We start from the raw sequence: 13,312 nt of genomic DNA, 5'->3' as shown, positions 1-13,312 counted from the left end.
AGTGAACTCATATTTTCCATAAGCTATAGATTTTTAATAAATTATATTTCATTATTCATTCTACATTTAACAACTACTAATTATTCAAATGTTTAAAACTGAAAATTATTATCACGTAGAGTATTGGGGAAATCAGGGAATAACTCAAACCTGTCTAATGAGTCTTTGTAATTTGATTCAAACTCATTCAGATTTAACCTATGCTTTGCTTCTTACCAATGAGCAGACTCATGCCTTTATTATTAAAGACGAAAATGAGAGCTTTTATGTAATACGCTCAGGTTTTACCTCAGGATATATGGGTGAAGGCCCTAGAGGCTTAGCAACAGCACTAACATTATTAAAAAGACATGAGATAGAAACTGAAGAAATATTGGTAAGTTCAAAAATTTTAAGAAAGACAAACAATTCAACTTTAAATGACTCAGAAATTGAACTTCTATTTAAACAAGAAATTATCCGCCCAATTAGACTACACGATTATATCTATCCATTTACAAAAGAAGTGGTAGAAACTCATAAGTCTAAACGTTACTATCCTCTGGAACTACCTTATTCAATTTTAGATGATAGAATTTTTGACCTTGCTCTACTTTTTAAGCAAGATCCTGACTCTGCTCTTCTAAAAGCTTATAAACGTCTAGAAGATATTATTAGAGATCGTACTGACTTAACTGAACATAGCAGTAAACTATTTTCTCAAGCTTTTAACTCTCCAAACTGCCCTCTTACATGGAATTTAACAGATAAATCCGAAATTATTGGTCGAGCGAACATATTCATTGGAACTTATCAAGCTTTCAGAAATGCTCGAGCACATCGCGAAAAAGAAGAAAATATAATACAACAATATCGAGAATTTTTATTGATTAATGAGCTTTACCAACTTGAATCAGAGGCAATTAACACATAAATAATTTAAATTAAAAATTTATACTTTGATAAGAAAATATACTGGCTTATAGGTATCACCATATATATAGTGTTTTTTATTTTTTCTTACTTGTCTTACAAAATCATAAAAATTTGAAAACTTAAAGACAATACTTTTCTCTATTAGATTATAAATATCATTTTCATTTATTATTAAACCTTCTTCCTTAATACATGATACAGGAATGTAATAACCTTTATTTTTTACTTTATCCAACTCAACCCATAAACATTTTCTCTCAGATAATTCCCAAATATTATTTGCTAATGGGCAACCCAATATAACAGGAACTTTAATCATTTTTGCTATATTAAAAAAGTCCTCCAACTCATCATTAAATGTAATATATATTTCATTATTATATAATTTTGGCCTACGCGGGAACATAATTAATACATGAAAATTATCATCCTCATGAATTATTCTTGATAATTTACTAAATTCACGAGAAACCCAAGGAAATATAGGGGACACATGCTTATATTTTTTTTGTAGCATTTCCACTAAATTAGGTACTAAATAGTACTCTGCTGTATGTTCATTAATATAACTAGCAATCATTTTTAACAACTTCTATTAAAATCATTTTAACTCAAAAAAAGTATGCTCAATATTTGAGACTGTAATATATTTAATAGAAACATCATCAACTAAATTCTGATCAAATAGAACAAGATTAATCCCACTACCAAAAGAACTATTAAATATTAACCCATTAAATCCACAAATAGTTTTAAAATATTCACATAAAAACTGGGTAGGTATATAATCTAAATGACTTCTATTTGGAAGTACAGGTTTAGAAAGTTCATTCGCAAAGATTTCTAAAAGATCAACGTAAATTAACGTATCTGTTAAACTCTCACTTTCTTGTATCAAAAATGAAGCTTTTTTTCTTGGGCATGTTAAATCTAGTATAGAAAGTCCAGCTTTTAATCGAAATACTGCTAGATTTATCAAACAACCATTACTAGGACGTACCTCAGCTACACATGTTTTTTCATTTTCAGCTAAATATAGATAAGGGATACCTATAGGATTCGCTCTCCCAGCTGTTACACTCAATGAAGGAGGCGCTTTCATATCCTTTATAGGTAATTTTTTATCATTAACTCTAGCTCTAAAAAACGATCTAGTATCTGAATAAGTTTTAGTTAAAGATTCAACAAGCACATTAAATACATTTGCTTTAGGATTATCACTCTCCTCCACAGAGGTGAAAATTTGTTTATATAACTCAGTTTGGGGGAAAAATCTATTTTTTGTTTTTATTTCTTCTGAAAATGCTTCCCAACCAAGCTGTATATCCTTTGAGTCAGGTATAATATACTTCTTCTCAAGTATTTCTAAATGATCAGAAATAATATCTTTAAATAAAACATATTTATCTATAACTTGATCTTCAAAAAAATAAATCTTTTTTTCTAATATCTCAAATAGACTTAATCCTGTTTCCCCAGACTCTAATCCAAAATCAAATTTTTCAATAAAATCAAAAACCAATTTTGGACTAATAGTATTTATATTTTCAGATTCACAATAATTACAACTCCCTCTAAAACTTCCTTTTTCATTTATAAATCTAGCTATATTTTTTTCTGTAAAACAGTTTGGACAACAGAATTTTTCCATACTATTTTTTCTCTAAAAATTATTAATCAAATAATCATTTATTGTTTCTATATGATGCATTATTGAAATTTTCTTAACTTGTCCCAAACCGGGGAAATGTTTTTCCTCATAAATTTTTTCAAATTGTTCAACACCATTTGTATGAACAAATTTAACTATTCCAATATTTTTATCTTGAATAAACTTTTCTAAAGCTTCAATAAATTTTTTACCTGGATTTGCAGGTGTATCATCAGATTTAGAAGAATAATGCCTGATAAAAGCTTCATCAAACTTATTAGAGTTAATATAAGTTATATGAATAGTTACAACATAGGCTGGACCACCGGACTCACTATACTCTTCACTAATAATTGTATAATCACCAAATCCAACTACATTTCTAATATCTCTATAATAAGTATGTAAAGATGAGAAAGGTGATTCATCAGGATAATCTGCATTTCTTTTTTGTTTTTTAAAAAAGTCGTCATACAGAATAACATTTGATAATCTATTAATCAGATTTGGTGCAGTTGTTGAGCTTATAAAAGTTAATACAGCTTTCTCAGATTCAGCTATGATTTCATGGTTTAGCCCATCAATTAAGAAAAAAGCATATCTATCAACTTTGTTAATAAATTCGGCTATCTCATCAAAATTATCTTTAATCGCAAAAATAGGTAAAAAACGTAAATCTGATTCATTTTGAAGTTCATCGAGAATAAATTGTGTCTTCCCCTGTAATTCACCTACTGTTGGATTCAAAAAATTAAAGGCTCTATTTCCTTATCATTTAACTCTTTAATTGTTCTAAACAATGGAGATAATGTACTTCTGACAGGTTCAATAACCGGACAGAACTTTTTATCAATTGATAAATTAGCAAGATCTCTCAATGCTAAAAGTTCATTTAATTTTCCTCTTAAAATTGGATAATACATTAACTTCATCCTTATTCTTAAAACATTCAATTAGTCTCATTTCTTGCTTTTTATTGAATTTATAGCTAATAGCCGCATTTGCTAAAGACTTAGGTAAATTCGCTATTAGTATGTCATTATTTTTTCTATATTTCTTTAAAATTTCGATAAAATAATAATTTATTTTTTTATCATCTTTAAAATCGATAATTCTTTCCAAACATTTATCAAAAATTTGAGTATTAGGAGCTTCAATTTTTTCTCCCCATAAAGATTGGGCGAGCTCAATGTACTCATCCTTTCTCAAGGATTGCATCATTAATAATTTATTAATATTGTCATTTCTAGCAATAGGTTTACGGATTTCTTGAAATGTTAATTTATTTGATAACAAAATTATTCCTATATGTTCAGGAATTTTTTTTATTTCATCTATATGTTTATAACTACAAACGATATTTACTTCATCAAATATTTGACAATATGAATAAAGTTGCTCATTTAAACGAACTAAAGAATCATAATCCGTTTTTATCTCATAGCACGTTGATTTCCCATTTAAAATTACGCAATCAGCTTTATTCTTTCCAACTCTAAACTCAGTCAACATCGTGGCTGTATTTAATGAATGCTTACCAAGTAATATTTTATTTGCAATAAAATTTTTATAAATATATTCATTAGGATAATTCTTTGTAAGAATTTCAAAAGATTTATCAAATATATTTGCTAAAGTTAAATCATTATTATTAAAGAAATTTTTTCTTATTTCATAAACATGAGACAAATCTCCATCAGCAATATCATTTAAAATATTACTATTAAAAATTTTTGCTAATATTTGATAATCTAACTTCATGCATATTTTCCAAAAAGTGTATAAACAAAACTTATAATTTCAAATAGCAAGGTCTAGTTACTACTTTAACAACTTAAGACACACTTTTTAAGTGTTTTCTTGACACTCCACCTAACTTGCATTAAGAAATTTAATAGTAATATTTCCCTCTTTCCACGATTCTAATCTTCTGACGCATTTAGCATTAATAATAAAGATGGAGAATATCAACTAAACTCTAAAGACCTCGTTAAATTAAACTTTTTAAATCCTGTCAATAAAAAAGCCACTTATATTAAGTGGCTGATTTATTTAAAGTATTTTGGTGGGATGGCGTCAATTGAACTAATAAAATAACTATTTGATTAATATACTTATATTACATCATAAAATATCAAAAGATACAAATAGTGATACAAGACAATATTTGTTAGAGCTTATCATTTCAACTTATTATTATTTCCCCCTCTCCAAATAGCTAAACTACAGATCACCCCTTAAAGCTTACTTTCTGTACTATGTAATGGTACTGTATAGCCATTATTATTTTGAACTTTATCTCATAAACATAAAGGAGAAAAGAATGCGCCTCATTTTACTAACTCTTATAAGCACACTAATTGTCGGTTGCTCTACTTCATATAAGGAAGCTAGCGGAATTGGAAATTTAGGAGTAAAAGCAACAATTATTGATGATAATGTATTTGAAGTAACGTCACGCATCAATAAAAATACACCTCCTTATCTACGTAGAGAATACTCCATAAAAAAAGCTGCTGAAACTTCATTAAAACTTGGTTGTACATACTTCGTTGCTGTTGGAAACATTAGACAATCATTCTCTCAAACGCCTGAAAAGATTAGTTCAGGGCTCCAAAGATTAAATAATGGTGCTCTAGTGTACACTTCGAAAACAGGTACACAATATAATGTAGTCAACCCTAATGGCATGGTAGTTAAATATGTCTGTTTCAATGAGAAACCTGAAGCTGTTCTTCCAGGTTTAGTATTTAACGCGAAATACATATTGCAATCCTGAACTAGCATACAATTTATCTAATTATGACAGTGGCTGTGGCTGTTCACGCCACTAATTTTAGTAAATTTCTTGATCAAACAAAGTACCTTTTTTCAGGATTAGTAATTATGAAAAAAATAGTCGTTTACGGCCTTTTATTTTCAGTCTCTATGCTTGCAAATGCATTAGGTCCAATCAATGCATATGATGCGAAATTATATGTAGGGAAAACAGCTACAGTCTGCGGCAAACTTGTAAACGTTAAACCATATAAGAGTCATCTGTTCATAAACTTAGAACGTTCATACCCCCACCAACCATTTTATTTCTATATTGAGAAGTCAAATTCACAGCAAATAACCCAAGCGATGAATAAACTTGGTACAAAAGTCTGTGGCACCGGTCTTGTTGAGAGCTACAAAGGTCGAGTAGAAATGCAGAAATTATCTGTAAGTGAGTTATTCTAAAATAAAATACCCATTAAAAAATTATTAAAAGTATAGCATTAGTAATAATTTGAATTAGCCTTGAATTGGAACGGACATTGGTTTCATCTACCAGTTCGCTGCCATACAGGTAGCCTAATAGAAAATTATAGGAAAATATTATGAGTAGGATTAGAACTACATATGTAATGCTAACTACTATGTTAATACTAATGAGCATATGTATAACGGCTTGCGGAAAAGGTGGAAGTAGATACTCAGATGCGTACGGGGATGACCCACAAGCAGAAGAATATATATATGAGGATGATAGGGACTCTAATATTGATGAAAAGGCAGTAGGCGAATCTGACTACGCTACTACTGATGCTGTATCCCAGGCAACAAATACTCTCTTCGATTGGCGCCCATTAAAAGAATATTGCGTACAACATGGGCTTAAGATTGAGAAAGTACGCAGTGATCAATGGGGTTATGTCAATTCATACCCAGCGGCGGCTTGGCAAGCCGTGTATAGCGTAGATATTAGTAATCTAAAAAGCTATACGCTTCCAGCTCCTGTGGAACAGCCTGTTATGACCATTGACGAAAACACAATCCCCAATCCTTATGTGAAGCAACCTATACAGGATAAACAGAAGGAACAACAGGAGCATGATATAGAGCAGCTTCGCGTCATGAAAGCAGTACAATCAGCAAAAACAAATTTGTATTATGACCCGAAATACGAGGAAATCGTTGATGCCGAGATCCGAAAAGATCCTCTATGCCGCCCTTACAACCCTGCAACAGATATGCCAGCTCCTTCATACTGTAGAGACGTTAAAATTCTCGGCGTAGCTGGTACCGATAAATCAGCTGAATGACTTAAAATAAGGTAGTCCCCCCCAGAGGGGATCTAGGGGGCCCCGCCTCCCCCAAATTGTAAAGGGGGTAAGTGAAGTAGAGACTCCCCCCTTTTATTTTTACCAGCGGATATTCAAAAAAATGAGATATCTGAATATTCCCTCCTTAAAGACTGAGACATTTATCTAGCGGTTCGACACAACGTTTTCTATCCACGTATGTCTCTCGGATATAGTCTGTCATGAACAGATAGTCCATGAGGAGATCTATGCGTTCCCCGCCTTTTTTGCGGATTGAGTTTGGACAACTACGTTGCACAGCAGCATAAGGTAGGACACTCAACTTACGTTCTTTACAATATTTTGCTATCCATCTCGCAAGTAATTCCATCTCTAACTCAACTTGTGCTTTGACAACACCGCTACGTTGCTGCTTGTTTTCTTGCTCTACAAGACCCCGTAAAAAAGTCATGATTAAGCCTCCTAATTAAAAATAGTGAGAAACCGATAATGAAAAAGAAGATAGATGAACTATAAAAATAATGTCTTCAATACTGTTTCCTTCCCTCCTTAGGGGTTTTTATCCGTCACAACGTAACACTTGTTTATAATCAATAGCTTATATTAATTTTATCCGTCACAAAACTAATGAAGTGTGACGGATGATTTTATTCTAACTTATTGATTTATAAATGTTGTGACGTTGTGACGGATAAAAAAAGGGGGGCGTACTAGACAGCTAAATAACTACTAAAAGCATCTTTAAAATCGCTAAGTGCATAGCCTTTACATGTAGCTTTTCCCGTTGTACTTTTTACACGTATAGTACAAGGTTTTATGTGAAAGCCTTTTAAACGAGTTGCAAGTTGACGGGGTGTGATGTATTTGCCGTAGTCGTATGTCTTCCATCGTGAATCATTATCCCGACACAATTCAGCAATGAGATCTTCTGTTGACATACGATCTACATCACAGTTGTCAAACACCTTCTTAATATCTGCAAGAAGTTCTTCACCTGTACTCAATGTGTCAGGTTCAGTGTTATGCATGGTAAATGCACACTTACGTGCTTTCATATCCCAACCACATCCAACACAATCTGCAATAGCAAAGAGTGGCTCCCAATTATCTTGTGCACGATCATTGAGCTCATCAAGCGCAATGGGTTTTGCCTGCTTAAGAGCATTTAGATTATCTGATGCCCAACGATTTAACTTCTGGCGTAACACTACAAATACTTCATCAGGGGCATGACGCAGGCGTTCTACATATTCTCCCTTTTTCTTTCGTCGTAACTCTAACAGAATAGAACGATCTTTTAGAGTATCTGGTAAATGTCCAATACCACTGATGGCTTTAGCCCCCCACACATTGAACCTACCAATCTTATGGTCATCACCAACAGTACGATATACAAAAGAGGAATTCCTATCATGCCCGCCGTTTAGAATCCCCCGAAGTTCTTCATTATCTTTAATGAATGTATCCGCTTCATCAATCAGTAAAGTAGGAGTGTATTCTGAGATCATTCTGAATAAAGCGGCTGTTGTGATACTCACTACAGTTTGGGGGCGCTTTACTAAACGTCCTATAAGTTGTAAGAATTGTGACTTACCACATCGTTTCTCCGGAGCTGTAATACAAGCGATAGGAGCAATCTTCATAGCATCAATACACCATGTGAATACAATCCATAACGCTGCTGCCGTAGCGATGTGAGACTCTAGCACAATATACTTTTTTATGAGTCCTTCGATCTCATCTAAGAGGGCAGCCCCCTCTACAGTCTCATGCCAGAGATCTTCCTCCTCAAAGATAACATCCCTCACATCTGTCTGACGGTGTTGCTTCACAAGCTCATCAAGCCTTGATGCTCGTATGCCTAAACGCTTTGCTTCACCTTCCCGATTAAGCTCGTACTCCAGCATACTAAGCTCTGCTAGTTTTTTAATCTCAGCCATAGCTGTATGCAGATCTACTGGAGGAACTCCTTGTGAGTCCTGTACATTTTCTGGTGTTGAAATCTGTCCACTAGATAAACTATTCCCACTTGCGCGTTTATGCCCATGCTGAGCAGCAAGATGATAGATGGTCCCTAATGTAACCTGATCATACCCATCTAGAGAGTCCCACGTTCTTTGTTGCACAGCAGGATCATACTTGTCAGAGGTGCCTGACCATGAAACCCAAATTTCATAAGCATTCTCAAAGTTAGAAGTCTTCAGAGCCATCCCAACTTTTAGCCAGACATCTCGATCATCATTAGGAATAAAAGATAATGCAGCCTTTATATCAGTCACATTAGAGTGTGATGCGTATAGTGCCTCCCACAAAAATGTTTTTTGCTTAGCCTGTTTAATATGTGCAGGCATTTCACCCAAATGCAGAGTGTGAGATGTTTTCGATTTCTGCGCAGCTTTGGAGTCTTCGGACTTCGTGTCTGTCTTAGGGACTAAAGACAAGACAAAATTTCTTACTTGGAGTGCTGTGTAGTAGTCACCAATATGACAGATGTTTGTGAGGAATGGTTCATCCTTCTGATGCCAGAATCCAGCCACACGCAAAACACGAGAAGGGTCACAGATCTTCTCATCACTTTCCAATGCCATTGCAATTCGCTGCTGTAGAGGTCTAAACTCTGTCAAAGAGATTTCCCCTACGTTGAATACCCAATAGGCATGATGTTTACCAGGACTGCTTTCTATAATCATATTTGGTGGTAGACTTAGGCTTAGTAACCATTCAACACGTTGACTGTCTGGAGCATCGAAGTCTGCACTTAAAGCCCGCACACGGATAATATTGTCAGACTTCCTTCCCTTCAAATCTGTTTCATTCACACAGACAAACACTCCCGATCCCGATGTATTTAGCTCAGTCAGTGTGGCTATACATTTGTCTAAATGCCCATGCAAAATTCGGGGGCTTTGTCCTTGCCCCCCCTCAGGCAAAGTCTGAAATGTATAAGCGCCATCGCCATGCAAGAAATGCAGCATGGTATATGCATCTTGTACATGAGGTTCCTTAAAACTAGACATGAGTTCTCCTAGCCCGCTATGGAGTACATCGCAGGTCTTTATATCTATGAATTAAAACTTAACGATTAACGAGGTATGTAAGAAGAAGGTCTGTATCGAGTGGGTTCAATAGGATACTAAGCTCATCGTCATGTTTAATATGCTCAAAGACTGACGCTCTCAGTACCTCCCAGAACAACCCTCCTTCAAGTGCAGAGATTGCTGTACCTGAGGATGTTTTTAGGCCCTCTATACGCTGATGCACAACACACTCTAGGCATACTCCATTTAAAGCTTTCATAAACGCTGGGCGGTACCGGGCTTCAATCACATGTAAGTTTTCCACAAAAGTAATAGCATAGATGGCTGTCAACTCACACAAATCAACATCTAGTAAACGAGCGTCCTCTATAGGATAGACATTGGTATCTGCATTCTTACTCATCCGATGTAACACAGGGAGAATAGTTTTGAAGACTGCCTCAACAAGGTGAACCTCTCTTGGGGCGATCTGACACCCACGCTTGTGAATGAGGTTGAGACATACGTAGTAACATGCTCTACAAGATGTACACTGCTCTCCTGACTTCTCATCGAAAACACTGCGTATCCATGCGTATTGTTGCCGATTTATTCTTTTATCTCGTGGAGCCATATTATTAAATGCTGCTAGAGCTTCTGTATGGCTTTCATATTTCTTATCCATGTTACTCCTCCATACCAGATGAAGCCTTTGCATTTGCCCATGCCTGTAACTTAGCATAATGGAAATACACATAAGACTGTCTGGATGTACCATCTTTCATCGCACAGGCTGCAAGCGCTGCATCACGTTTCATTAATTTAGAAAGTCCATCTCTGGATAAACCTAAAGCTTGGCATGCGTCGTTAAAAGAAATACGTAGTGGTTGGATTATCTCATTCATATAAAGCTCCTTACAGATACAAACTGCTGAATCATTTGATATGAACTATGAAAACCTAAAGTACAGGCTGGTGACAAAAAGATAATTAAAGATAATTTTTGAATCCCTGAATTATCTTTTTACTTATTATATTTTCTAGTCGGTATCCCCTTCTTATCTTGATATATTTTACGTAGTTTCCCCCTATCGTTTTTAATCGCATTCCCTACTGGATCCTCCGCTGCATTATCTCTCTTTTCTTCACCCAGTTTTGTTCCACACAGTCCAGTATAGATATCATCATCATCCAAATTCTTTTTTACTTTATCCCAAAGTTTTTGGGCCCTTTCCCGGTTTGGAAAATACAATCCCTCTACTTGTTCATACTTTTCATATGAGTTTCCTGCCACCCTTACCATATGGCATTTCATAATATCAATCCGTTTCTCTACGTCGGTTCTATTATCAATTTCTGAGATTCTCTCACATAACCCTACCTCAAAGACCTCCTTACAATTAAAGAACTCTTCTGTCCTCCAAGAGTACCCACTACTATTCAAACACAGGCCTAAAAATGCTCTCAACTTATGCTCAGCCTCTCTATCAGACAGAGATGTATCAGCTGCTAACTCCTCTATTTTTTCTTCTAAATCATCAGAGGTTGTATTACCCACCACAGAAAGTTGTTTTAGTGTGCCACTAAGTCTTAAATCTTGTGCAACCTCCATAAAAGTTTTATCTTGGTATAAAGCAAGAAGATCCAAAGCCTGACATATAGGAATGAACTCATCTTCCTTAAGCCATTGAGTATCTGATCTAAGGGCTTGCTGTCTCCTCCATAGCTCAGCCCATTCTGGTTCTGCTGTTATCTTCACCCCCGCATCCCATGTAATAAGCTTAATAATGCCATCATCCTGTAGAATAGTGTTGGACATACTACCCTCTCTTAAATTGAATAATTTGGTCACCCATCAACTGCTCTAAATGGTCGGCATACCATTGCATAATGTACTTTCGGTCATTCAAATATTGAGCTTTGTTATAGACACCTGCTACACCATCTTTTACGTGGGCAAGTGCTGCCTCAATGTGTCTTTCATCAAAACCCTTATTATTGAGTAATGTACTTGCTATGTGTCTAAACCCGTGTGGGGTCTGTCTACCTTCATACCCTAAACGCCGTAATGCCATAATAAAAACCGTATCTGATTTAGGTTTATGGCTATTTGATCTACTAGGAAATAAGTATTCAGATCGACCACTTAAAGGTTTCAATTCATGGAGTAGTTGCACCGCTTGAGTCGATAACGGAATAATATGCTCACGGCGTTTTTTCATGCGTTGCTCAGGAATATTCCATACAGCATTTTCTAGATCAAACTCCGTCCATGTTGCCTCCCTTAACTCACTAGGTCGACAAAACAATATAGCCAATAGCTTTAACCCGATACGACTATCAAGCGTTGGGTAGTTGTCTATAGCCCTTAATAATTGTGGTAACTCTTTTTCATCCACATGTGCCATATTCTTCTTTTGGCCTTGCTCTAGGAATTTCTGTAGTCCTTCAAGCGGGTTATAATCAATACGCCCAGTTACTTTGGCATAATCATAGATATCTCGGCACATAGCACGTATGCGATTTACCTGCTCAAAAATCTTATGCTCTTGTTGTATTCCTTTTAGATGGTTCATCCATTCAATCGGGCGAATTGTCGTATAAAGCCGTTTGCCAAAAGTAGGAAATATATGTTTTTCTAATGCCCCTTTGTTTCGGGTCATCGTATTTGATGTCCATCTATTTTGCTTAGTGTTTAACCATTCCTTAGCCAACACTTCAAAAGTAGCATTGTTATTTTCTAGTTCTTTCCGCTTACGTTCCTGTTTAGTAATTACTGGATTCTCTCCTTTCCCTATATCAGCAATTAATTCCTGTGCTTTCTTTCTTGCTAGCTTACCTCCTATTTCAGGATAACCACCAATACCTAGCCATGACCATTTACCATCAGGCTTTTTATAACGTAGTTGCCAAGATTTATTACCATTTTTTTGTACGAAAAAATACAGGCCATTACCATCAAGTTCTCGATAATCCTTTAATTCAGACTCAAGATTAGACAATACAGTATCAGACAGTGGACGTCGTTTTATTTCTGATCTTTTCATTCCTTGTATCACAGCGGTTTCAATTATTATTTAATGATACAAGTAGTGATACACATGCGACAATATTATACAAAGTTATATTTAGTTATATAGAGGCATAAAAAAAGGCTTAAACCCTTACGGTTCAAGCCTTTTCACTTTATACACTGTTATGTAACAGCATATAAATTTAAGTATTTGGTGGAGATGGCGGGAGTTGAACCCGCGTCCGCCAGCACTACGCTCGAGAATACTACATGCTTAGATATCGTCTATTGTTTTAACACCAAGTGACCCGACGAACAGGGTACAAGGTGCGATCCTCTAAGTTTGGTATAAAGCCCCGAGGCTTGACTCTATACGGACTTGTGTGCGTGCGCTACGGTCGGGTTCCTAAACCACAAGTATTCTAGGAAGCGGACAAACTGCCCTTAGGCAGCTAGAGCGTAAGTTTCGTCGTTTGCGACTATTAAAATGCAAATTTTATTTACGAGAGAAAATGCGCTCTCGGCATGCATCTATGAGTTTCATCACCAGCGTCGAAGCCAATAACATCCCCATGAATGTCTGAACATCATAGCATAACTAAAATAAAATGCTGTGCAATTTATCAACAGTCTGCTACTGATGAAC

The 13,312-nt window shown here is 35.3% G+C and carries 15 protein-coding genes and 1 other RNA gene; 4 read left to right on the top strand and 12 right to left on the bottom strand.

Annotation, left to right across the window (positions count from 1 at the left end; translation table 11 throughout):
• Positions 1-88: 88 nt before the first annotated feature.
• Positions 89-913: a TIGR02391 family protein gene (locus tag MKX14_RS08975; protein ID WP_240282283.1), complete on the top strand. Its 825-nt coding sequence runs from the start codon at positions 89-91 to the stop codon at positions 911-913.
• A gap of 18 nt (positions 914-931) precedes the next feature.
• Here MKX14_RS08975 and MKX14_RS08970 read toward each other — a convergent pair whose 3' ends face one another.
• From MKX14_RS08970 to MKX14_RS08955, 5 genes are read right to left on the bottom strand one after another with little or no spacing between them, the layout of a single operon-like run.
• Complete coding sequence (locus MKX14_RS08970) at positions 932-1,495, bottom strand: hypothetical protein (RefSeq protein WP_240282282.1); 564 nt, start codon at positions 1,493-1,495, stop codon at positions 932-934.
• A 21-nt stretch (positions 1,496-1,516) separates the two neighbouring features.
• The gene (locus MKX14_RS08965; protein WP_240282281.1) at positions 1,517-2,566 is read right to left on the bottom strand and encodes an RES domain-containing protein; all 1,050 of its coding nucleotides are present in this window, start codon (positions 2,564-2,566) and stop codon (positions 1,517-1,519) included.
• A gap of 12 nt (positions 2,567-2,578) precedes the next feature.
• Positions 2,579-3,313: a sce7725 family protein gene (locus MKX14_RS08960; protein ID WP_275891834.1), complete on the bottom strand. Its 735-nt coding sequence runs from the start codon at positions 3,311-3,313 to the stop codon at positions 2,579-2,581.
• Positions 3,310-3,489, bottom strand: a complete 180-nt coding sequence (locus tag MKX14_RS18240; protein ID WP_275891833.1) for a sce7725 family protein — start codon at positions 3,487-3,489, stop codon at positions 3,310-3,312. Before MKX14_RS18240 ends, MKX14_RS08960 begins: the two co-directional genes overlap by 4 nt.
• Positions 3,455-4,327, bottom strand: a complete 873-nt coding sequence (locus MKX14_RS08955; protein ID WP_240282280.1) for a sce7726 family protein — start codon at positions 4,325-4,327, stop codon at positions 3,455-3,457. Before MKX14_RS08955 ends, MKX14_RS18240 begins: the two co-directional genes overlap by 35 nt.
• Positions 4,328-4,889: 562 nt before the next feature.
• Here MKX14_RS08955 and MKX14_RS08950 point away from each other — a divergent pair.
• The 3 genes from MKX14_RS08950 to MKX14_RS08940 all read left to right on the top strand — a co-directional run bounded on the left by MKX14_RS08950 (position 4,890) and on the right by MKX14_RS08940 (position 6,636).
• Positions 4,890-5,345: a hypothetical protein gene (locus MKX14_RS08950; protein ID WP_240282279.1), complete on the top strand. Its 456-nt coding sequence runs from the start codon at positions 4,890-4,892 to the stop codon at positions 5,343-5,345.
• 107 nt (positions 5,346-5,452) lie between these two features.
• Positions 5,453-5,791 (top strand): hypothetical protein, encoded by a 339-nt coding sequence (locus MKX14_RS08945; RefSeq protein ID WP_240282278.1) that lies wholly within the window; start codon positions 5,453-5,455, stop codon positions 5,789-5,791.
• Between the two features lie 140 nt (positions 5,792-5,931).
• Positions 5,932-6,636 (top strand): hypothetical protein, encoded by a 705-nt coding sequence (locus MKX14_RS08940; RefSeq protein WP_240282277.1) that lies wholly within the window; start codon positions 5,932-5,934, stop codon positions 6,634-6,636.
• Between the two features lie 145 nt (positions 6,637-6,781).
• Here MKX14_RS08940 and MKX14_RS08935 read toward each other — a convergent pair whose 3' ends face one another.
• The 7 genes from MKX14_RS08935 to ssrA form a co-directional block, all read right to left on the bottom strand.
• Complete coding sequence (locus tag MKX14_RS08935) at positions 6,782-7,087, bottom strand: hypothetical protein (RefSeq protein ID WP_240282276.1); 306 nt, start codon at positions 7,085-7,087, stop codon at positions 6,782-6,784.
• Positions 7,088-7,346: 259 nt separating this feature from the next.
• Positions 7,347-9,566, bottom strand: a complete 2,220-nt coding sequence (locus MKX14_RS08930; RefSeq protein ID WP_240282275.1) for a DUF3631 domain-containing protein — start codon at positions 9,564-9,566, stop codon at positions 7,347-7,349.
• A 145-nt stretch (positions 9,567-9,711) separates the two neighbouring features.
• Complete coding sequence (locus tag MKX14_RS08925; protein WP_240282274.1) at positions 9,712-10,077, bottom strand: hypothetical protein; 366 nt, start codon at positions 10,075-10,077, stop codon at positions 9,712-9,714.
• Positions 10,078-10,339: 262 nt separating this feature from the next.
• A complete protein-coding gene (locus MKX14_RS08920) occupies positions 10,340-10,558 on the bottom strand; it encodes a transcriptional regulator (RefSeq protein ID WP_240282273.1) in 219 nt (72 codons plus the stop codon).
• Positions 10,559-10,677: 119 nt separating this feature from the next.
• Entirely contained in the window at positions 10,678-11,472 is a 795-nt protein-coding gene (locus tag MKX14_RS08915; RefSeq protein WP_240282272.1) for a hypothetical protein, read from the bottom strand.
• Between the two features lies 1 nt (position 11,473).
• Positions 11,474-12,700 (bottom strand): tyrosine-type recombinase/integrase, encoded by a 1,227-nt coding sequence (locus MKX14_RS08910; RefSeq protein WP_240282271.1) that lies wholly within the window; start codon positions 12,698-12,700, stop codon positions 11,474-11,476.
• 178 nt (positions 12,701-12,878) lie between these two features.
• Positions 12,879-13,238: a transfer-messenger RNA gene (ssrA, locus tag MKX14_RS08905) on the bottom strand.
• Positions 13,239-13,312 lie beyond the last annotated feature (74 nt).

This window comes from Acinetobacter pittii, assembly GCF_022449185.1.
Lineage (GTDB): Bacteria > Pseudomonadota > Gammaproteobacteria > Pseudomonadales > Moraxellaceae > Acinetobacter > Acinetobacter pittii_I.
This window is presented reverse-complemented; position numbering and strand designations above follow the sequence as displayed.

Bases quoted from the DNA above. Each gene is read 5' to 3' on its own strand.
- MKX14_RS08970 (WP_240282282.1), bottom strand. From the start codon at position 1,495: ATGATTGCTAGTTATATTAATGAACATACAGCAGAGTACTATTTAGTA.
- MKX14_RS08920 (WP_240282273.1), bottom strand. From the start codon at position 10,558: ATGAATGAGATAATCCAACCACTACGTATTTCTTTTAACGACGCATGC.
- MKX14_RS08955 (WP_240282280.1), bottom strand. From the start codon at position 4,327: ATGAAGTTAGATTATCAAATATTAGCAAAAATTTTTAATAGTAATATT.
- MKX14_RS08915 (WP_240282272.1), bottom strand. From the start codon at position 11,472: ATGTCCAACACTATTCTACAGGATGATGGCATTATTAAGCTTATTACA.
- MKX14_RS08975 (WP_240282283.1), top strand. From the start codon at position 89: ATGTTTAAAACTGAAAATTATTATCACGTAGAGTATTGGGGAAATCAG.
- MKX14_RS08950 (WP_240282279.1), top strand. From the start codon at position 4,890: ATGCGCCTCATTTTACTAACTCTTATAAGCACACTAATTGTCGGTTGC.
- MKX14_RS08935 (WP_240282276.1), bottom strand. From the start codon at position 7,087: ATGACTTTTTTACGGGGTCTTGTAGAGCAAGAAAACAAGCAGCAACGT.
- MKX14_RS08925 (WP_240282274.1), bottom strand. From the start codon at position 10,077: ATGAGTAAGAATGCAGATACCAATGTCTATCCTATAGAGGACGCTCGT.
- MKX14_RS08910 (WP_240282271.1), bottom strand. From the start codon at position 12,700: ATGAAAAGATCAGAAATAAAACGACGTCCACTGTCTGATACTGTATTG.
- MKX14_RS08940 (WP_240282277.1), top strand. From the start codon at position 5,932: ATGAGTAGGATTAGAACTACATATGTAATGCTAACTACTATGTTAATA.
- MKX14_RS08965 (WP_240282281.1), bottom strand. From the start codon at position 2,566: ATGGAAAAATTCTGTTGTCCAAACTGTTTTACAGAAAAAAATATAGCT.
- MKX14_RS18240 (WP_275891833.1), bottom strand. From the start codon at position 3,489: ATGTATTATCCAATTTTAAGAGGAAAATTAAATGAACTTTTAGCATTG.
- MKX14_RS08945 (WP_240282278.1), top strand. From the start codon at position 5,453: ATGAAAAAAATAGTCGTTTACGGCCTTTTATTTTCAGTCTCTATGCTT.